Source organism: Rhodanobacter spathiphylli B39 (assembly GCF_000264295.1).
GTDB classification, from domain to species: domain Bacteria; phylum Pseudomonadota; class Gammaproteobacteria; order Xanthomonadales; family Rhodanobacteraceae; genus Rhodanobacter; species Rhodanobacter spathiphylli.
In genome coordinates, this window is record NZ_AJXT01000003.1 from 38119 (window position 1) to 57306 (window position 19188).

15 protein-coding genes and 1 riboswitch are annotated in these 19188 nt (G+C 67.3%); of the genes, 10 read left to right on the plus strand and 5 right to left on the minus strand.

The window, feature by feature from the left end; translation table 11 throughout:
* Window positions 1–16: 16 nt before the first annotated feature.
* The gene (locus UU7_RS00265; protein ID WP_007804229.1) at window positions 17–1054 is read right to left on the minus strand and encodes a LysR family transcriptional regulator; all 1038 of its coding nucleotides are present in this window, start codon (window positions 1052–1054) and stop codon (window positions 17–19) included.
* A gap of 122 nt (window positions 1055–1176) precedes the next feature.
* On the opposite strand from UU7_RS00265, the gene aceB reads away from it, so the two are divergent.
* Together aceB and aceA are read left to right on the plus strand one after the other, a co-directional pair.
* The gene (aceB, locus tag UU7_RS00270; RefSeq protein WP_007804232.1) at window positions 1177–2790 is read left to right on the plus strand and encodes a malate synthase A; all 1614 of its coding nucleotides are present in this window, start codon (window positions 1177–1179) and stop codon (window positions 2788–2790) included.
* A gap of 48 nt (window positions 2791–2838) precedes the next feature.
* The gene (aceA, locus tag UU7_RS00275; protein WP_007804234.1) at window positions 2839–4137 is read left to right on the plus strand and encodes an isocitrate lyase; all 1299 of its coding nucleotides are present in this window, start codon (window positions 2839–2841) and stop codon (window positions 4135–4137) included.
* A 92-nt stretch (window positions 4138–4229) separates the two neighbouring features.
* Here aceA and UU7_RS00280 read toward each other — a convergent pair whose 3' ends face one another.
* From UU7_RS00280 to UU7_RS00290, 3 genes are all read right to left on the minus strand, one after another.
* Entirely contained in the window at window positions 4230–6017 is a 1788-nt protein-coding gene (locus tag UU7_RS00280; protein ID WP_007804237.1) for a cation:proton antiporter, read from the minus strand.
* A 79-nt stretch (window positions 6018–6096) separates the two neighbouring features.
* A complete protein-coding gene (locus UU7_RS00285) occupies window positions 6097–7590 on the minus strand; it encodes a YifB family Mg chelatase-like AAA ATPase (protein ID WP_083845887.1) in 1494 nt (497 codons plus the stop codon).
* A gap of 161 nt (window positions 7591–7751) precedes the next feature.
* Window positions 7752–8012 carry an accessory factor UbiK family protein gene (locus UU7_RS00290; RefSeq protein WP_040672624.1) on the minus strand — a complete coding sequence of 87 codons (261 nt, stop codon included), beginning with the start codon at window positions 8010–8012 and terminating at the stop codon, window positions 7752–7754.
* A 182-nt stretch (window positions 8013–8194) separates the two neighbouring features.
* On the opposite strand from UU7_RS00290, the gene glnK reads away from it, so the two are divergent.
* The 8 genes from glnK (at window position 8195) to UU7_RS00330 (ending at window position 16664) form a co-directional block, all read left to right on the plus strand.
* The gene (gene glnK / locus UU7_RS00295; RefSeq protein ID WP_007804243.1) at window positions 8195–8533 is read left to right on the plus strand and encodes a P-II family nitrogen regulator; all 339 of its coding nucleotides are present in this window, start codon (window positions 8195–8197) and stop codon (window positions 8531–8533) included.
* Between the two features lie 89 nt (window positions 8534–8622).
* Window positions 8623–8837: riboswitch (cobalamin riboswitch) on the plus strand.
* Between the two features lie 152 nt (window positions 8838–8989).
* Entirely contained in the window at window positions 8990–11428 is a 2439-nt protein-coding gene (locus UU7_RS00300; RefSeq protein WP_007804245.1) for a ribonucleoside-diphosphate reductase subunit alpha, read from the plus strand.
* 16 nt (window positions 11429–11444) lie between these two features.
* On the plus strand, window positions 11445–11669 hold the full coding sequence (locus UU7_RS00305; RefSeq protein WP_007804247.1) for a hypothetical protein: 225 nt from the start codon (window positions 11445–11447) through the stop codon (window positions 11667–11669).
* 149 nt (window positions 11670–11818) lie between these two features.
* On the plus strand, window positions 11819–12844 hold the full coding sequence (locus UU7_RS00310) for a ribonucleotide-diphosphate reductase subunit beta (RefSeq protein ID WP_007804249.1): 1026 nt from the start codon (window positions 11819–11821) through the stop codon (window positions 12842–12844).
* A gap of 33 nt (window positions 12845–12877) precedes the next feature.
* On the plus strand, window positions 12878–13747 hold the full coding sequence (locus tag UU7_RS17305) for a helix-turn-helix transcriptional regulator (RefSeq protein ID WP_007804251.1): 870 nt from the start codon (window positions 12878–12880) through the stop codon (window positions 13745–13747).
* Between the two features lie 48 nt (window positions 13748–13795).
* Window positions 13796–14239, plus strand: a complete 444-nt coding sequence (locus UU7_RS00320) for a nuclear transport factor 2 family protein (protein ID WP_007804253.1) — start codon at window positions 13796–13798, stop codon at window positions 14237–14239.
* A 99-nt stretch (window positions 14240–14338) separates the two neighbouring features.
* Entirely contained in the window at window positions 14339–14725 is a 387-nt protein-coding gene (locus UU7_RS00325) for a BlaI/MecI/CopY family transcriptional regulator (RefSeq protein ID WP_007804256.1), read from the plus strand.
* A 1-nt stretch (window position 14726) separates the two neighbouring features.
* Window positions 14727–16664, plus strand: a complete 1938-nt coding sequence (locus UU7_RS00330; RefSeq protein ID WP_007804258.1) for a M56 family metallopeptidase — start codon at window positions 14727–14729, stop codon at window positions 16662–16664.
* A gap of 60 nt (window positions 16665–16724) precedes the next feature.
* Here UU7_RS00330 and UU7_RS00335 read toward each other — a convergent pair whose 3' ends face one another.
* Window positions 16725–19061, minus strand: coding sequence for a S9 family peptidase (locus UU7_RS00335; RefSeq protein ID WP_040672626.1), 2337 nt, complete (start codon window positions 19059–19061; stop codon window positions 16725–16727).
* Window positions 19062–19188: the final 127 nt, after the last annotated feature.

The window sequence follows — 19188 nt, forward strand, 5'->3', positions numbered from 1 at the left end:
GCGCCTTGCCGCCCCGTCAACGCTGCGAATGGCCCGGATCATCGTGCTCGCGATGGGTCAGCAGGCCAGGCCGCACCAGGTCGATGAAGGCCCGCGCCTCGGCGCTGAGGAACTTGCCCTTGCGCATCACCACGCCGTAGCTGCGCTGGGGGAAGAACTGCTTCATGTTGCGCACCGCCAGCCGTTCGCTGTCGGCAGCGGTGATGCAGATGCCGGTGACGATGGAGATGCCCATGCCCATCGCCACGTACTCCTTGATCACATCCCAGCCGCCGACCTCGATCGCCACGTGATACGGCACCTGCTGCTGCTGGAACACCAGGTCGACCAGGCGATAGGTGGACAGCCGCTGCGGCGGCAGGATCAGGCCGTAAGGTGACAGGTCTTCGAGGGTGATCCGCTCCTTCGCCGCCAGCGGATGGCCCGGCGGCATGATCAGCATCGGGTCGTAGTGCTGCACCGGCGCCCAGGCGATGTCGTTGGGAACGTCGAGCATCGAGCCCACGGCGAAGTCGGCCTCGTCCGCGCGCAGCATCGCCATGCCGTCCTTGCCGGTGACGTTGGCCAGCTGCAACTGCACCGCGGGGAAGCGCTCGCGGTAGCGGCGCACCAGGTCGGGCAGCAGGTACTGGATGGTCGAGGTGCCGGCGGCGATGGTCAGGCGACCGGCCTGCAGCCCCTTCACCCTGGCCTGGAAGTCGCGATCCAGTGTGTCCCAGCCTTCGACCAGGGGCCGCGCCAGTTCATACAACGCCTCGCCCGCGTCGGTGAGGTTGATGCGGCGCCGGCGCCGTTCCAGCAGGCTCATGCCGAGTTCCCGCTCCAGCGCCTGCAATTGCAGGCTGATGGTGGGTTGCGACAGGTACAGCGCTTCGGCCGCGCGGGTCAGCGTACCCAGCTTCACCACGCTGACGAAGGCACGCAACTGCTTGTGCCGATTGCCTTTGTAGTAGTAGCGCCCGCCGTTCTCCGCCGGCACGGACTCGCCACGCTTCCTTGCTGCGCTGCGGCGCGGCTTTTTCGCTCCGTTCAGCGCCGCGTTGTGCTTTTTCATCGCCATATTTCAATACTTTGGAGTATGTATTGCATTTGCTCATAGTAATGATTGAAACATTCACTTTGTCAAATAGCTGATTTGTACCTAGCTTCGAGTCATTCCCGACACGGAGCGACACCATGGCAGTACCGCAGGAAAGACTCGAACTCGGCGCCATCGAGATTCATGCCGACCCGGCCGGTTACGCGAGCATCCTGACCCCGGCAGCGCTGGCCTTGCTGACCCGGCTGCACCGCCGCTTCGAACCGACCCGCCAGAAGTTGCTGCAGGCGCGACGCGAGCGCCAGGCGACGTACGACGCCGGCGGCCTGCCCGACTTCCGCGCCGACACGGCGGCGATCCGCGAATCGGACTGGAGCGTGGCGCCGATCCCGTCGGCGCTGCGCGACCGGCGCGTCGAGATCACCGGCCCGGTCGAGCGCAAGATGATCATCAACGCGCTGAACTCCGGCGCGAAGGTGTTCATGGCCGACTTCGAGGACTCCTCGGCGCCGACCTTCGCCAACCAGCTCGACGGCCAGCTCAACCTGCGCGACGCGGTGAACGGCTCGATCGATTTCACCTCGCCCGAGGGCAAGCACTACCGCGTGGGCGACAACCCCGCCGTGCTGGTGGTGCGTCCCCGCGGCTGGCACCTGCACGACAAGTTCTTCAGCGTGGATGGCGAGCCGATGTCCGGCGCCCTGGTCGACTTCGCCCTGTTCGTGCTGCACAACGCCCGCGCCCTGCACAGCCGTGACCGTGGCCCGTATTTCTACCTGCCGAAGCTCGAGGCAATGGAGGAAGCCGCGCTGTGGGATGCGGTGATGGCCGATGCCGAGAACGAACTCCAGCTGCCGGTGGGCACGATGAAGGCCACCGTGCTGATCGAGACGCTGCCGGCGGCGTTCCAGATGCACGAGATCCTGCATGCGCTGCGCCGTCGCGCGGTCGGCCTCAATTGCGGCCGCTGGGACTACATCTTTTCGTATCTGAAGACCCTGCGCGGCCATCGCGACCGCCTGCTGCCCGAGCGCAGCCAGGTGCAGATGACCGCACCATTCCTGAAGGCGTATTCCGAACTGCTGATCCAGACCTGCCATCGCCGCGGCGCTTTCGCGATGGGCGGCATGGCCGCGCAGATCCCGATCAAGGGCGACGAAGCCGCCAACGAAGCAGCGCTGGCCAAGGTGCGCGCCGACAAGCTGCGCGAGGTGCAGGCCGGCCACGACGGCACCTGGGTGGCGCACCCGGCGCTGGTGCCCGTGGCGCAGCAGGTCTTCGACCAGCACATGCCCGGCGCCAACCAGCTTGGCGTGCTGCGCCGGGATGTGCAGGTCAGCCGCGAGCAGCTGCTCGCCGCGCCCAACGGCACCATCACCCGAGCCGGCTTCGACAACAACGTCGAGGTGTGCCTGCGCTACACCGCCGCCTGGCTCGACGGCCTGGGCTGCGTGCCGATCCATCACCTGATGGAAGACGCCGCCACCGCCGAAATTGCCCGCGCCCAGTTGTGGCAGTGGCTGCACCACGCCGACGGCCCGGGCACGGACGCCCTGGCATTCCCCGACCACGCACCGATCGACTTCGCCCTGTTCGATCACGCGCTGGCCTGCCACACCCACCGACTGCGTGACAGCCAGCACCCGGGCGCCGCCCGCGCCGACGCGGCCGCTGCCCTGCTCTCGGCGATGACCCACGCCGAGGTACTCGGCGACTTCCTCACCCTGCCCGCCTACGACCAGCTCGCCTGAGTCCCACCGATCCGCCTGCCACGAATCATCGTCCCACGGAGCCATGCCATGAAGACCACGACCCTGCCGACCGCCGAACAGATCACCCTGGACTGGAACAACAATCCGCGCTGGACCGGCGTGCAGCGCAACTACTCCGCCGAGGACGTGGTGCGCCTGCGCGGCACCGTGCACGTGGAGCACTCGCTGGCCCGCCATGGTGCCGAGCGGCTGTGGAAATCCCTGCACAAGGAAGACTTCGTCAATGCCCTTGGGGCACTCACCGGCAATCAGGCGATGCAGCAGGTCAAGGCCGGCCTGCAGGCGATCTACCTGAGCGGCTGGCAGGTCGCCGCCGACGCCAACGTGGCCGGCGAGATGTATCCCGACCAGTCGCTGTACCCGGCCAACTCGGTACCGCTGGTGGTGAAGCGCATCAACAACACCTTGCTGCGCGCCGATCAGTTGCATCATGCCGAAGGCAAGGACGACTGCGACTGGCTGGTGCCGATCGTGGCTGACGCCGAAGCCGGCTTCGGCGGCGTGCTGAATGCGTTCGAGCTGATGAAGGCGATGATCGAGGCCGGCGCCGCCGGCGTGCACTTCGAGGACCAGCTGGCCAGCGTGAAGAAGTGCGGCCACATGGGCGGCAAGGTGCTGGTGCCGACCCGCGAGGCGGTCGACAAGTTGAACGCGGCGCGCCTGGCCGCCGACGTGGCCGGCGTGCCGACCCTGCTGGTGGCGCGCACCGACGCCGACGCCGCGGACCTGCTCACCTCGGACATCGATGACAACGACAAGGCCTTCATCACCGGCGAACGCACCGTCGAAGGCTTCTTCCGCGTCAGGCCCGGCCTGGACCAGGCGATCAGCCGCGGCCTCGCCTACGCGCCATACGCCGACCTGATCTGGTGCGAGACCAGCAAGCCGAACCTGGACGACGCGCGCCGCTTCGCCGAGGCGATCCACGCGAAATTCCCCGGCAAGATGCTGGCCTACAACTGCTCACCCAGCTTCAACTGGAAGAAGAACCTGGACGACGCCACCATCGCCAACTTCCAGAAGGAACTGGGCGCGATGGGCTACAAGTTCCAGTTCATCACCCTGGCCGGCTTCCACAGCCTCAACTACGGCATGTTCGACCTGGCGCACGGCTATGCTCGCCGCCAGATGAGCGCCTTCGTCGAACTGCAGGAAAAGGAATTCGCCGCCGCCGACCGCGGCTTCACCGCGGTGAAGCATCAGCGCGAAGTGGGCACCGGCTACTTCGACGCCGTGACCCAGGCGATCCAGCAGGGACAGTCGTCGACCACCGCACTGAAAGGCTCGACCGAAGAAGCCCAATTCAAGCAGGCTTCGGCGGCCTGATAAGAAGAGAAGCGAGTGCAGGGGAGTGGGGAGTCAGAGAGAGCAAAGGCACGGACTGCTCTCGCTTTCCCTCACTCCTCTCTCCTTGTTCCTCACTTCTCGCTGGGCGGCACCAGTGCGATTACGGTCCAGCCGGGCTTCGGCTCCAGTTCGCGCTTGGCCGAGGCTACCCGCAGGGCGCCTTTTTCCTCGACGCCGAACATCAGCACCGTGTTCGAGCCGTACTGCTCGATGAAGTGCGGCCAGTCGAAGGTGGCGCTGAGTCGCGTCGACTTGATCCGCCAGCCCTGCTCGAGCATCTCGGCGAAGCGGCCATGGGTCATCGTCTCGTCGAACAGCGGCGGCGCCAGCAGGCTGCCGGCAAGCGCAGCACGGTCGGTGTTTTCCTGAGGCGTGAGATTGCGCAGGCGGTAGACCTTTTCGCGCCCGAATTCCTGCCGGTAGTGCACACAGGCCAGCGAGTTGCGCTCGCGATGGGTGGACACCGCCAGCAACCGGCCGATGCCGGTCAGGTCCAGATGCCGCTCGGCATGCGGTGAGGCGGGGTTGCCGAAGAAGGTGGCGCGTCCTTCCATCCGCGCGAGGCGGATGCCATCCCAGTCGTCGTCGGCCAGCACCACGCGGAAGCCGGCCTCGTCCAGCGCCTTGCCAATCGCGCGGGCCACCACGTCGGAACCGAAGATCAGCACGCCGCGCGGCTCCGGCTCGGCCACCTTCAGCCAGATCGCCAGCGGGCGGGCGGTGGCGCTCTGCAGGATCACGGTGCCGATGATCAGGGTGAACACCAGCGGCACCAGCGCCTCGGCATCCGCCACCCCGAGCGCATCCAGGCGCAGCGCGAACAACGCCGACACCGACGCGGCCACGATGCCACGCGGCGCCACCCAGCCGATCAGCGCGCGCTCGCGCCAGCTCAGGCTGCTGCCGAAGCTGGCGAGCGCCACGGTCACCGGCCGCACCAGCAATTGCGCGATCACGAACAGGGTGATGCCGGCGCCCAGCATGCCGTCGGGCAAGGGCCATTGCAGCCGGGCGGCAAGCAGCACGAACAGCAGCGACACCAGCACCGTGGTCAGGCTTTCCTTGAAGTCCAGGATGTCGTCGATGTGCACACCGCGCAGGTTGCCCAGCGCGATGCCCATGATCGTCACCGCCAGCAGGCCGGACTCGTGGGTCAGCGTGTTGGAAACACTGAACGCCAGCAGCACCGCGGCCAGCACCGCGTAGTTCTGCAGGTATTCGGGAATCATCTGGCGACGCAGGAAGAAGGCCATCGTCCACGCCGACAGCGCACCGATTCCCACGCCGCAGCCGATCGTGGCGACGAAGATGCCGATGGTGTGCCCTTCCTGGCGCGACACGATGGCCTCGTAGATCAGCACCGCGAACAGCGCACCCAGCGGGTCGATCACGATGCCTTCCCAGCGCAGCGTGTTGGCGATGCGTGCGTTCGGGCGCAGGGTGCGCAACATCGGCGCGATCACCGTCGGCCCGGTCACGCAGGCCAGCGCGCCGAACAGCAGGGAAATCGGCCAGGCCAGTCCGGCGACGAGATGGGCGGCCAGCGCCAGCAGCAGCAGCGATGCCACCGCGCCGTAACTGACCAGCCCGCGCACCGCCTTGCCGATGCCCGGCAGCTCGTGGAAGCGCAAGGTCAGGCTGCCTTCGAACAGGATCAGCGCCACCGACAGCGAGACCATCGGGAACAGCAACCCGCCCAAGAGCTTGTCCGGCTGCAGCACGCCGCTGACCGGCCCCAGGATGATGCCGGCCAGCAGCAGGAACACGATTGCCGGCAGTTTCACCCGCCATGCCAGCCACTGCGCCAGGAAGCCGATCACCAGCATGCCGGCGAGCATCAGGCTGAGCTCGATAGTCATCGCATTCCCTGGGAAGATCCGGGCGCTATCGAAACATGCGCGTCCCGGAACGTCCAGTCACGCAGGTTTTCCCCGGTGCTCAGAAGCGGCGGTACTGCAGCGCCTCGGCCAGGTGCTCGCGTTCGAGCAGGGCGGCGCCACCGTCCAGGTCGGCGATCGTGCGGGCCACCCGCAGCACGCGGTGATACGCGCGTGCGGACAGGCCCAGCCGCTCCAGCGCGGCTTCGAACCAGCGCCGCTCGGGAGCGCCCAGCGCACAATCGCGCTCCAGCTCACGGGTGCTGATTTCCGCGTTCGGCCGACCCGCCCGCATCAGCGATTGCCGCCGCGCGTTGAGCACGCGCGCGCGCACCGTGGCGGAGTCCTCGTCGCGATCGCTGCGGGGCGCACCCAGATCGGCCAGGGGCACCGGCGGCACTTCCACGCACAGGTCGATGCGGTCCAGCAGCGGGCCGGAAATGCGCCCGCGGTAGCGCTGGATCTGGTCGGGCGTGCACTGGCAGCGGGGGTCGCCGGCGTAACCGCAGGGACACGGATTCATCGCCGCCACCAGCTGGAACTGGGCCGGGAAGGTCGACTGCCGCGCCGCCCGCGAAATCATGATGTGGCCCGACTCCATCGGCTCGCGCAGCACCTCCAGTACGTGCCGGCTGAACTCCGGCAGCTCGTCGAGGAACAGCACGCCGTTGTGCGCCAGCGACACCTCGCCCGGCCGCGGGTACGAACCGCCGCCGACCAGGGCCACCGCGGACGCGGTGTGATGGGGGGAACGGAACGGGCGGCGTCGCCAGTGCACCAGGTCGGTCGCCTGGCCCGCCACCGACAGCACGGCGCAGGTCTCCAGCGCTTCGGACTCGCTCAGCGGCGGCAGGATGCCGGGCAGGCGTTCGGCCAGCATGGTCTTGCCCGTGCCGGGCGGGCCGATCAGCAGCAGGTGGTGGCCACCCACGGCGGTGATTTCCAGCGCGCGGCGCGCCTGCAACTGCCCGCGCACGTCGGCCAGGTCGGGGCCGTCTTCCGCACCGCCGTTGCTGGGAATGCCGACCGGCATCGACAGCTCGTGGGCGCCCCGCAACCAGCCGCAGACCTCGGCCAGCGTATCGGCCACGCGCACGTCGACGTCGGCCACCAGCGCCGCTTCGGCGGCGTTCTCCCGCGGCACCACCACCCGGCGCCCGCGCGCCCGCGCGCGCAGCAGGGCCGGCAGCACACCCGATACACTGCGCAGCGTGCCGCTCAGCGCTAACTCGCCAAGGAATTCACAGTCGTCGAGTTTCTCGCGCGGCACCTGGCCGCTGGCGGCGAGGATGCCCAGCGCGATCGGCAGGTCGAACCGACCGCCGTCCTTGGGCAGTTCCGCTGGCGCCAGGTTCACGGTGACGCGGCGACCGGGGTATTCGAACGCGGTGTTCTGGATCGCCACGCGCACGCGATCGCGCGCCTCGCGCACCGCAGCCTCGGGCAGGCCGACGATGTTGGTGCACGGCAGACCACCGGAAAGATGCACCTCGACCATCACTTGCGGTGCGGCGATTCCTTCCTGTGCACGGCTGAGGGTAACGGCAAGACTCATGCGGCCGCGGGTCGATGGAACGGCAAGGGGGGAGGCGCGGAGGGCGTGGTGCTGACGGGCATGGACATGGACGGCTCCATCAGCAACGCTGAATAAATAACCGCCTCCGATCGTTCTCGGGGTGAGGGTGACGGATCGGAGGCGGCTCCCGGGAGGCGGTTTTACGAACCCGCGCGGGCAGCCACCGCAGCCTCCAACTGGGCCACGTGTCGCTCCAATTCGTCGACCTTGGCGCGCGTACGCGCCAGTACCTGGGACTGGACTTCGAATTCTTCGCGGGTGACCAGGTCGAGGCGGCGCAATCCTTGCGCCAGAACATCTTGGAAGTTGGTTCGCAAATCCTGATGCGCCTGTGCCAACCCTGGCGGTACCAACGACACAAGTCGCAGGGCAATCTGGTCGATATCCTGCCTATCCATCATGGATAGCGCCTCGCACTCGTCGAATTGAATATTAGGTGAATGCAAATCGGCGTCGCCATCGGTACGCTCCATCAATAGTTGTAAGGATTGTCCTACACCCGTCGCGATCAGGCGACAATGTTCCGGCAGGCAGGCAAAATGGCCCTCCGACGCAATCGATGCCCTGGCAAGGAACCAAACCCATGAAGCTGGTCGTGGCGATCATCAAGCCGTTCAAGCTGGACGACGTCCGCGAGGCGCTGGCGGAAGTGGGCCTGCAGGGCATCACGGTGACCGAGGTGAAGGGTTTCGGCCGCCAGAAGGGTCACACCGAGCTCTACCGCGGCGCCGAATACGTGGTGGACTTCCTGCCCAAGATCAAGCTGGAAGTGGCGGTGGCCGATGATCAGCTGGACCGCGTGCTCGAGGCGATCCAGAGCTCCGCCCGCACCGGCAAGATCGGCGACGGCAAGATCTTCGTCAGCACCCTGGAACAGGTGATCCGCATCCGCACCGGCGAGCTGGATCACGACGCGCTGTAACGCCGCCACAGCCCGCGCCGGCACTCGGCGCACCCGGGCTGCAACACGACTTATGCACAAGTTGTTGGGTTGACCCTTCCGGGATCACACGATATGTTGTGGGCGTCGGTGCCCGACCCGATGCGACATCGGTCGGGCTTAAAAGGGAATCCGGTGTGACTCCGGAACTGCCCCGCAGCGGTAAAGCGGAAACGAACGCCCCCACATGCACTGGCCCTCCGTGGCTGGGAAGCGGGAGCAACTAGGCGGATCGCTCTGATCCTCGTCCGCAAGTCCGAAGACCTGCCGGCACAGCGGGACGAACGTGTCCCGTTGCGTAGTGACGGCTTCCGCGGGGAAGTGCGTCGTGGAGCAGGTCGCCGCCCGGCGCCCGCTTGCGCGTCGCCTCCGGAATCCGTCGCTATCAGGCCCTGCGCGCGGGAGCAGGCGTTTGATGTCCAGCCGGAGCCACCTGCCATGCAAGCCCTCGATACCGCCGAACGCGAGCGCGCCGTCGCGCGCGCCGAATCCCCCAGCCCGTCCGCCGATGAAACCGCGTTCGCGCTGACCCCGCCACACAGCGCGGCGTCCATGCACGTGACCAAGCGCAACGGCGGCCAGGAAGCCGTCGACGTCAACAAGATCGTGCGGGCGGTGACGCGCAGCGCCGAAGGCCTGCACGGCGTCGATCCGCTACGGGTTGCCCTGAAGACCATCGGCGGCCTGTACGACGGCGCCACCACGGCCGAGCTGGATCAGCTCTCGATTCGTACCGCCGCCGCGCTGACCGCGGAAGAACCCGAGTATGGCCAGCTTGCCGCGCGCCTGCTCGGCGCGTACATCGACAAGGAGGTCAGCGGCCAGGAGATCCAGAGTTTCTCGCAATCGATCGCGCGCGGGGCGAGCTTGAGCATCCTCAACGATCGCCTGCGCGACTTCGTGGCCGCCAATGCGCGCAAGCTCAACGACGCGATTGACCCGCTGGCGACCCGCCGCTTCGAATACTTCGGCCTGCGCACGGTGTACGACCGCTACCTGCTGCGCCATCCGCAAACGCGCCTGGTGATCGAGACGCCGCAGCATTTCTTCATGCGCATCGCCTGCGCGCTGGGCGGCAACGAGATCGGCGAGACGCTGGAGCTGTACCGCCTGCTGTCCTCGCTGGAATACATCGCCAGCTCGCCCACCCTGTTCAACGCCGGCACCTGTCACGAGCAGCTCAGCTCCTGCTACCTGCTCGACTCGCCGGTCGATTCGCTGGAGTCGATCTACGACAAGTACGCCGACGTGGCCAAGCTCAGCAAGTTCGCCGGCGGCATCGGCCTGGCCTATTCGCGGGTGCGCTCGCGCGGCTCGCTGATCCGCGGCACCAACGGCCACTCGAATGGTCTGCTGCCCTGGCTGAAGACGCTGGACGCCTCGGTGGCCGCGGTGAACCAGGGCGGCAAGCGCAAGGGCGCGGCCTGCGTGTATCTGGAATCCTGGCACGCCGACATCGAGGATTTCCTCGAATTGCGCGACAACACCGGCGACGACGCGCGCCGCGCGCACAACCTCAACATCGCCAACTGGATTCCCGACGAATTCATGCGCCGGGTCGAGAACGACGGCGACTGGTCGCTATTCGATCCGAAGGTGGTGCCGCACTTCGTCGACAGCTGGGGCGAGGCGTTCGACGCCGCCTACCGCAAGGCCGAAGCCGACGGCCTTGCAGTGAAGACGGTGAAGGCACGCGAGCTCTATGCCCGCATGATGCGCACACTGGCGCAGACCGGCAACGGCTGGATGACCTTCAAGGACCGCTGCAACGCCACCTCCAACCAGACGGCCAAAACCGGAAACGTGATCCACCTGTCCAACCTGTGCACCGAGATTCTCGAAGTCAGCTCGGTCGACGAGACGGCCGTGTGCAATCTCGGCTCGGTGAACCTGGCGCGACACGTCACCGATGGCGCGTTCGATTACGACCAGCTCGCCGCCACCGTGCGTACCGCGGTGCGCCAGTTGAACCGGGTGATCGACCTCAACTACTACCCGATCGCCACCGCGCGCACCGCCAACATGAAGTGGCGGCCGGTGGGCCTCGGCGTGATGGGCCTGCAGGACGTGTTCTTCAAGCTGCGCCTGCCGTTCGACTCCGCCGAGGCGCTGGCACTGTCCACCCGCATCGCCGAGGAGATCTATTTCCACGCGCTGTCGCAATCGTGCGAACTGGCCCGGGTCGAAGGCGCCCATCCCGGCTTCGCCGAAAGCCGCGCGGCCAGCGGCGAGCTGCAGTTCGACCACTGGCCGCAGGCCACGCCGCACGACGACACGCGCTGGCATGCCCTGCGCGAACAGATCAGGCAGCACGGCCTGCGCAATTCGCTGCTGATCGCGATCGCCCCCACCGCCACCATCGCGTCCATCGCCGGCTGCTACGAATGCATCGAGCCGCAGGTCAGCAACCTGTTCAAGCGCGAGACGCTGTCCGGCGACTTCCTGCAGGTGAACCGTCATCTCGCCGACGAGCTGAAGGCGCTGGGGTTGTGGACGTCCGACATCCGTGACGCGATCAAGCTGGCCGAAGGTTCGATCCAGGGCATCGCCGCGATCCCCGAACGCCTGCGCGCGATCTACCGCACGGTGTGGGAACTGCCGCAGAAGGCCCTGATCGAGCTGGCGGCGGCGCGCGGCGCGTACATCGACCAGAGCCAGTCGCTGAACCTGTTCATGGAAAACCCGAACATCGGCCAGTTGAGCTCGATGTACATGTACGCGTGGAAGGCCGGCATCAAGACCACCTACTACCTGCGCTCGCGACCGGCGACGAAGATCGCCAAGACCACCGTCTCGTCGTTGCCCGACCAGGCCCAGGCCACCGCCGCGGTGTTCTGTTCACTGGAGAACCCGGAGTATTGCGAAGCCTGCCAATAACGCGAGAGGTGTCGCGATGAAACGCTACCGCAATCTCGACGGCAACTCCGGTGTCACCGCCTACGAGTGCGGTGACGGTTTCATCCGCATCCGCTTCATCAACGGCGACACCTACGAATACACCGACGAGGCCACCGGCCCCGAGCACGTCGCGAACCTGCGGCAACTCGCGCGTGCCGGCCGCGGCCTCGCCACCTATGTCAGCCGCTTCGTGCATGACGACTACGCACGAAAGTTCTAAGGCACCCCACCGTCATTCCAGCGAATGCTGGAAGAGCTTTTCAACAGCGAAGCTGGTCATCCAGCGTCTTCCAGCGCGACGCAGAGGCACTGGATCCCGGCTTTCGCCGGGATGACGAACGAAAATCCATGTATCCGAGGAGCCACACCATGTCCGCCCAACCCACTCGCAACGCCCACATCCTCGACCCGGGCTTCGAGCTCACCCTGCGTCCGATGCGCTACCCCGGCTTCTACGAGATGTACCGCAACGCGATCAGGAACACCTGGACCGTCGAGGAGGTGGACTTCTCGATGGACACGCGCGACCTCGACACGAAGATGTCGCCGGCCGACCGCCACCTGATCCAGCGGCTGGTGGCGTTCTTCGCCACCGGCGACACCATCGTGTCGAACAACCTGGTGTTGAACCTGTACCAGCACATCAACGCGCCGGAAGCGCGCATGTACCTGTCGCGCCAGTTGTACGAGGAAGCGCTGCACGTGCAGTTCTACCTGACCCTGCTCGACACCTACATCCCTGACCCGACGGAGCGCAACGCCGCGTTCGCGGCGATCGAGACGATTCCGTCGATCCGGCAGAAGGGCGCGTTCTGCTTCAAGTGGATCGATTCGATCCAGGGCCTGCAACGGCTGGAGACGCGCGAGCACCGGCGCCAGTTCCTGCTCAACCTGATCTGCTTTGCCGCCTGCATCGAAGGCCTGTTCTTCTATGCCGCGTTCGCCTACGTCTACTACCTGCGCTCGCGCGGCCTGCTGCACGGCCTTGCCGCGGGCACCAACTGGGTGTTCCGCGACGAGAGCTGCCACATGGCGTTCGCCTTCGACGTGGTGCGCACCGTTCGCGCACAGGAGCCGGAGCTGTTCGACGACGCGATGCGCGCGCAGATCGAGGAGATGATGGAGGACGCGATCGCCTGCGAAACGCAGTTCGCCGAAGACGTGCTGTCCGGCGGCGTGGCCGGCATGTCGGTGAAGGACATGCGCCAGTACCTCGAATACTGCGCCGACCAGCGCTTCGTCCAGCTCGACCTGCCGAAGAAATACGGTGCGAAGAATCCGTTCGACTTCATGGACCTGCAGGACGTGCAGGAACTGGCCAACTTCTTCGAGCGTCGCGTCTCGGCGTATCAGGTCGGCGTGCAGGGCGAGGTGGCATTCGACATGGCGTTCTGAGACGCTGGGCGCCCTGCCGCGAGCGAGCGAACCATGGGCGCCTCCCGTCTCACCGTGCTGTTCGACAGTCCGCTGCTGCGGATCACCGACATCGACTGCAGCCACCCGCGCGGCGGTTGCGGCTGCGAACGAGGCGACGAGCGCACCCACCTGGTGCTGCTGCGGCGCGGCGGCTTCGGTTACCACCTGCGCGGGGCGGAATACGTGGGCGACCCCGCCACCGCGCTGCTCTACCGCGCCGGCGACAGCTACCGCATCTCGCACCCGTTCGAGGGCGGCGACGCCGGCAGTGGTTTCGAGGTGGCGCCCGCACACGAGGAGGCGCTGTTCGGCCGGCGCCTGCGCGGGTCGGCCGACGCGGCGCGTCCGGTCGAGGCCATCGACCAGTACCGGCATCGTGCGCTCCATGCGGCGCTCGCCCGCGGCGAGCGCGACGGTCTGCGGGTGGAGGAAGCAGCCGCCGGGCTCTGCACTGCCGTGCTGGGGCACGATGCGGCGACCAGCCTCGCATCGCTGTCTCCCTCCACTCGGCGTCGACTGGGTCGGGTGCAGCAAGTGCTGCTGGCCGACCCGACCGCGGCCGTCGGCCTGGCCGACCTGGCCACCCATGCCGGTTGCTCGCCGTTCCACCTTTCCCGCCTGTTTCGCCGCGCCTGCGGCAGCAGCCTGATCGCCTACCGCACGCGCTTGCGCATCGCGCTCGCGCTCGACCGCCTCGCCCACGGCGCGGACAACCTCGCCGCCCTGGCCAGCGAGCTCGGCTTCAGTCATCAGAGCCACTTCGGCGCCACCTTCCGACATCATGTCGGACTGACCCCGCGCGTTGCGCGCGAGACCCTGCGTCCGTCGGTGCTGGTCCGCACGGGCAAGAATTTGATAGCGGCACACCGGCCGGAGTCCTAGCGTCGGCGCCATGCCCGGCCGATTGCCGGGCCTTTGCCGGAGGCCACCATGAAACTGTCCGCCACCTTGCTCGCGCTGATGCTGGGTATCGCTCCTGCCGCGGCAACCGCGCCGCACGCCTCGCTGCCGCCCGCGCTGGCCCGCGCGGTGGCCGCGTTCGACCGCGCCCAGGTCGAAGGCGATGGCGCAGCGCTGCAACGCCTGCTCGCCGACGACTACGTGCTGTTCAACAGCCGCGCCCGGGTCGAGAACAAGGCGGACTTCATCCGCGACTACACCGCCCCCGGCTACTCGCTGAAACCGTTCACGATCGAGCACGAGGTCGTGCGCCACTGGCCCGGAGGCGCCGTGCTGGGCGGCGTGGTCACGCTGGAGGGCACCAGCGAGGGCAAGCCGTTCAAGGCACGCCTGCGCTTCGCCGACATCTGGCGCGAGCGCGACGGCCACTGGCAGGTGATCTTCACCCAGGCGACCCGCGTGACGACACCGTAGGGCGCTGCATGACCTTCGGCAGGGCGGCCGCCAGGGCTATTGACTACAGATGTAGGCAGGGCGTACGTTGCCTACATCTGTAGTCAAGCGGAGCCCGTCATGCGCAAACCTTCCATCGGCGACCAGGAACTGGCGCTGCTGCAGCACATCGACGAAAGCGGCGCCGCCTCGGTCGGCGAGGTCGCCGCGAGTTTCGGCGAGCCGCGCGGGCTGGCCCGCTCCACCGTGCTGACCATGATGGAACGGCTGCGCGGCAAGGGTTATCTCAAGCGCAAGCAGCTGCGCGGCATGTTCCGCTACAGCACGGTCACCGGCGCCGGCGAGGCGATGCGCAGCGCGGTGGGCAGCTTCGTCGAAAAGACCCTGAGCGGTTCGGTCTCGCCGTTCGTGGCGTGGATGTCCGAACACGCCGAGGTCAGCGACGACGAACTGGCCGAGCTCGAGGCGCTGGTGTCCCAGCTGCAGTCGCGCCGGAAGGAGTCGTGAGATGGATGCGCTGAATGCCCTGGCTGAGACCCTGCTCACCCGCATGCTGTGGACGTCCATCCAGGCGATCGGCCTGATCGGCCTGGTCCACCTGCTTGGACGATGGTTGCCGCGCCTGTCGTCGGCGATGCGCTGCACCTTGTGGTGGCTGGTTGGCGCCCAGCTGCTGCTGGGCCTGCTGTGGCACGCCCCGGTGGAACTGCCGTGGTTGCCGGCGCCAGCGGTGGAAGCGACGGTGCAGCTTGCCCATCCGGTCGCCTACCACGCCACGGCGTTGGCCGGCCATGACGCCGTGCTGCATGCCTCGTCCGTCGCGACCGCCACCGCACCGGTGCTTTCCTGGCGCGCCGCCGTGATCGCGCTGTGGCTGGTGGTGCTGCTGTGGCTGGCCTCGCGCAGCCTGCGCGAATGGCGCGCCACGCGACAGGTCCTGCGCGGCTCGCAACCGACCGGCGACCGGGCGATGCAGGCGCTGTGCGCACGCAAGGCCCGCCAACTCGGCCTGCGCCGTTGCCCGCAGCTTCGTGTATCCGACGCGATCGTCTCGCCCCAGGTCATCGGCCTGTGGCGGCCCACCGTGCTGCTGCCGGCACGCGACACACTGGATGCCGACGAGTCCGCGATGGCGCTGGCCCACGAACTCGTCCACCTGCGCCGCGGCGACCTCTGGCTGGGCTGGATTCCGGCACTCGCCCAGTGGCTGTTCTGCTTCCATCCGCTGGTGCGCTGGGCGATGCGCGAGTACGCACTGAACCGCGAGTCGGCCTGCGATGCGCAGGTCGTGCAGCACGACCAGGCAACGCCGCGGGACTACGGCCGCCTGCTGTTGCGCCTCGGCGTGGCCCAACCCGTCCATGCCGGCCTGGCCGGCGCATCCCCCACCTTCCACAACCTGAAGAGGCGACTGACCATGCTTCAGCAAACCGCAAACCAGCCAACGTCCCGCGCGCGCGGCTGGCTGCTCGTCGCCGCGATCGCCCTGATCGGCGTGCTGCCCTATCGCGTCACCGCCGCCAGCGACAAGCACGACCACGCCAGGCCGGCGGCCAGCACGACGGCAATGGCGCCGTTGGCGCCGCTCGCCCCGATGGCATCCATGACGTCGACCGTTACGCCCGTCGCGACGCCACCACCTCCGCCACCGCCGCCGTCGGCACTGCCGGCGAGGAGCCCACCGCCGCCGCCACCGCCACCGGCACTGCCGGCGATGAGCCCGCCGCCGCCACCGCCACCTCCCGCGCCGCCGGCACCGCCTCGCGACAGCGGCCTCTCCGCGCGGCACGTCGACATCGACACCACGGATCACGCGGACAATGGCTTCGCCCTGTTCGATGGCGACGCGATGATCACCGTCAACGGCTCGAACGCCGATCTCGATGCGGTGAAGAAGCTCCGCGCCAGCAACAAGTCGATACTGTGGTTTCGTCGTGGCAGCGAGGCCTACGTGATCCACGACAAGGCCATGCTGGAACGTGCCAGCCGCATCTACGCACCGGTGACTGCGCTGGCGCGGCAACAGGGCGAGCTCGCCGGCCAGCAGGGTGCGATCGCCGGCAAGCAGGCAGGGCTTGCGGCACAGGACGCCGCCTTCGCCCGGGAACAGGCGGGGCTGGCGCGGCAGCAGGCGAGGATGGCGGCGCGCATCGCCTCGGTCGCTGCGAACGGGGCGGATTCACAGGCGCAACAGCGCGAGCTCGATGCGCGACAGGCCGAAATGGACGCCGCCCAGGCGCAGCTCGACCAACGCCACGCCGAACTGGAAGCCCGCCTGGCCGCCCAGCAACAGTCGCTGGATGCCCAACAGGCCGGCTTCGAGAAGCAACAGCAGGCGCTCGACCGCCAGCAGCAGCAGGTGCAGCAGGCGGCCGATCAGTCGATGAGCCAGTTGTTGGACGAAGCCCTGGCCAAGGGGCTGGCGCAGAAGACCAGCCTGCGCTGAGGGTCAGGGCAACCCTCCGGGTTGGCTCGACGCCGTGCCGTCACGGCGTCGAGGCCGGTTTCAACGCCAGGGCCATGCCTTCAGCTGATACTCCGCCGGCGGCGTATTGCCGGCCAGGTACTGCACGAAGTAGTCCCAGCGGCGACGGGTGGCATACGGAGTGGCTTCGCCATAGCCGTGGTGGGCGTTCGGGATCATCAGCAGATCAAAGTTGCGGTTCGCCTTGATCAGCGCATCGACCACCAGCAAGGTGTTCGACGGCGGCACGTTGTCGTCCATCGTGCCATGCACCAGCATCAGGTGGCCCTTGAGGTCCTTCGCGAAACTCTGGTTGGCCTGGGCGTCGTAGTTGGTCTTGCCGTCCTTGTCGGTGACCAGCAGGCCCTGCCACTTCTCGGCCCAGTCGTCCTCGTAATTGCGGTTGTCGTGGTTGCCGCTTTCGGCCCAGCCGACCTTGAAGAAGTCGGGGTAGTGGAACATCGCGCCGGCCGTGGCGTTGCCGCCGCCGGAGTGACCCCAGATGCCCACGCGGTCAAGATCGATCCACGGATATTTCTTGCCCAGCTCCTTCAGCCCGGCCACCTGGTCGGGCAAGGTGTTGTCCTCGACGTGCTCGAAGTAGGCGTCGTGGAAGGCCTTCGAACGCCACGGCGTGCCCATGCCGTCGATCGCCACCACGATGAAGCCCAGCTCGGCCACCGACTGGTGATCGGCGCGGGCGGACGAGAAGCTGCGGCCGCGCACCGAGCCGGTCTGCGGGCCCGGGTAGATGTAGTCGATGATCGGGTACTTCTTCGACGCATCGAAGTGGGTCGGCTTGAACATCATGCCGTACAGGTCGGTCTTGCCGTCGCGCCCCTTCACCGTGAACGGAATCGGCGGCACCCAGCCGGTGGCCTTCAGCCGGGTGATGTCGGCGCTGGCCACGTCGGCCAGCTTGCGGCCATCGTTGGCGCTGCGCAGCACGGTGACCGGCGGCGTGGTGGGAGTGGAGTACGCGTCGACGAAGGACTTGCCGTCCGGCGACAGCGTGACCGTGTGGTCGGCTGCCTCCGGCGTCAGCAGCACCGGCTTGCCGCCGTCCAGGCTGACCTTGAAGAACTGCTGGTAGTAGGGGTTCACGCCAGCCGTGCGGCCGACGCCACGGAACCACACGGTGCGCGTCTTCGGATCGAGCTTGAGCACTTCGGTGACGTTGCCGTCGCCCTTGGTGATCGCCCGCTTGAGCTTGCCGGTGTTGAGGTCGTAGAGATACAGGTTGCCCCAGTTGTTGCGCTCGCTGAACCAGATCGCCTCGTGGGTCTCGGGCAGGTAGCGCCAGTTCACCGCGCCATTGCCGCTCTCGTAATACGTCGGCACCTTTTCCTCGAACACGGTGCGCACCTTGCCGGTGGCGGTGTCGGCGATGCGGAACCATTCGTGCTTGTGGTCGCGCGAGGTGGAGACGAAGGCCAGGGTCTTGCCGTCGGCCGCCCACTTCACGTCGTCCCAGCCACCTTCGGGGCCGCAGCTGACGTCGTCGCAAAGGCTGGAGCGGTGCTGGTCCGGCGGCATCTGCAGGCGGGTGACCTTCTTCGCGGCGACATCGATGATGACGCGCTCGATCATGGTCACGTCCTTGTCGCCGACCAGCGGGTACTTCCACCGCTCCAGCTTCGGATGGCCGACTTTCGTGCTGACCAGGTACATCTCGCCGGTCTTGCGCTGGTCCTGCTGGAAGGTGGCGATCTGCTTCGAATCGGGCGACCACTCCACGATCGCGTTGTCGGTGTGCTTCCAGCCGGCGTTGTCGGTGGCGTAGCCGAAGTTCTCGACGCCGTCGGTGGTGAGCTGGGTTTCCTTGCCGCTGGCGACGTCGCGCAGCCACAGGTTCCAGCCGCGGATGAACGCCTCGCTCCTGCCATCGGGCGACAGCGCGCCCGGCTCGTCGCCGGTCTTCACCAGCTTCGAAAGATCGGCGCAGCTGGCCTCGACGGCGGCGAGGTCACACGCGTAATGCTTGCCGCTCACGCCGACATCGATGCGGCCATCGGCCATCCGCTTGTAGCTGCGCACCGGCAGCTTGCCGGCGTCGACACTCTTGCCACCGACCTTGGCCAGCGCCGCCGCCAGCTTGGTCTGGTCGAACAGCGGCGCGGTCTTGCCGCTGGCCACGTCCATCCGGACGAAGTGGTCGCCGGTGGCGTCGTGGTCGACGTACCAGAAATGACCGGCATCGAGCCAGTCGACCTTCTGCACCGCGTGGTCGACCAGCGGTGCGGTGTTGTAACCCATGAAACGCTCTGCCTGTGCATAGTCGTTCGCGCTCAGGGTTCGCCCCTGCGCGGCGACACCGGCGGACAACGACCCCAATACCAGCGCGCCCAGCACGCGCGAACTGCCGATCATCAAACTCATGTTGCGTTCCCCTTGCGAAAGCGGATTGCTGCGACTGCCGACCATGGCCCAGATGTAACCGAACGCCCGATGCTAGCGTGCGCATGACCAATGGCACCCCTGCCATTGGTCCCGACTGTCGGTCCAT

Excerpts from the sequence above, each read along its gene's own strand:
- UU7_RS00265 (WP_007804229.1), bottom strand. The coding sequence starts at position 1,054 with ATGAAAAAGCACAACGCGGCGCTGAACGGAGCGAAAAAGCCGCGCCGC.
- aceB (WP_007804232.1), top strand. The coding sequence starts at position 1,177 with ATGGCAGTACCGCAGGAAAGACTCGAACTCGGCGCCATCGAGATTCAT.
- aceA (WP_007804234.1), top strand. The coding sequence starts at position 2,839 with ATGAAGACCACGACCCTGCCGACCGCCGAACAGATCACCCTGGACTGG.
- UU7_RS00280 (WP_007804237.1), bottom strand. The coding sequence starts at position 6,017 with ATGACTATCGAGCTCAGCCTGATGCTCGCCGGCATGCTGGTGATCGGC.
- UU7_RS00285 (WP_083845887.1), bottom strand. The coding sequence starts at position 7,590 with ATGAGTCTTGCCGTTACCCTCAGCCGTGCACAGGAAGGAATCGCCGCA.
- UU7_RS00290 (WP_040672624.1), bottom strand. The coding sequence starts at position 8,012 with ATGATGGATAGGCAGGATATCGACCAGATTGCCCTGCGACTTGTGTCG.
- glnK (WP_007804243.1), top strand. The coding sequence starts at position 8,195 with ATGAAGCTGGTCGTGGCGATCATCAAGCCGTTCAAGCTGGACGACGTC.
- UU7_RS00300 (WP_007804245.1), top strand. The coding sequence starts at position 8,990 with ATGCAAGCCCTCGATACCGCCGAACGCGAGCGCGCCGTCGCGCGCGCC.
- UU7_RS00305 (WP_007804247.1), top strand. The coding sequence starts at position 11,445 with ATGAAACGCTACCGCAATCTCGACGGCAACTCCGGTGTCACCGCCTAC.
- UU7_RS00310 (WP_007804249.1), top strand. The coding sequence starts at position 11,819 with ATGTCCGCCCAACCCACTCGCAACGCCCACATCCTCGACCCGGGCTTC.
- UU7_RS17305 (WP_007804251.1), top strand. The coding sequence starts at position 12,878 with ATGGGCGCCTCCCGTCTCACCGTGCTGTTCGACAGTCCGCTGCTGCGG.
- UU7_RS00320 (WP_007804253.1), top strand. The coding sequence starts at position 13,796 with ATGAAACTGTCCGCCACCTTGCTCGCGCTGATGCTGGGTATCGCTCCT.
- UU7_RS00325 (WP_007804256.1), top strand. The coding sequence starts at position 14,339 with ATGCGCAAACCTTCCATCGGCGACCAGGAACTGGCGCTGCTGCAGCAC.
- UU7_RS00330 (WP_007804258.1), top strand. The coding sequence starts at position 14,727 with ATGGATGCGCTGAATGCCCTGGCTGAGACCCTGCTCACCCGCATGCTG.
- UU7_RS00335 (WP_040672626.1), bottom strand. The coding sequence starts at position 19,061 with ATGAGTTTGATGATCGGCAGTTCGCGCGTGCTGGGCGCGCTGGTATTG.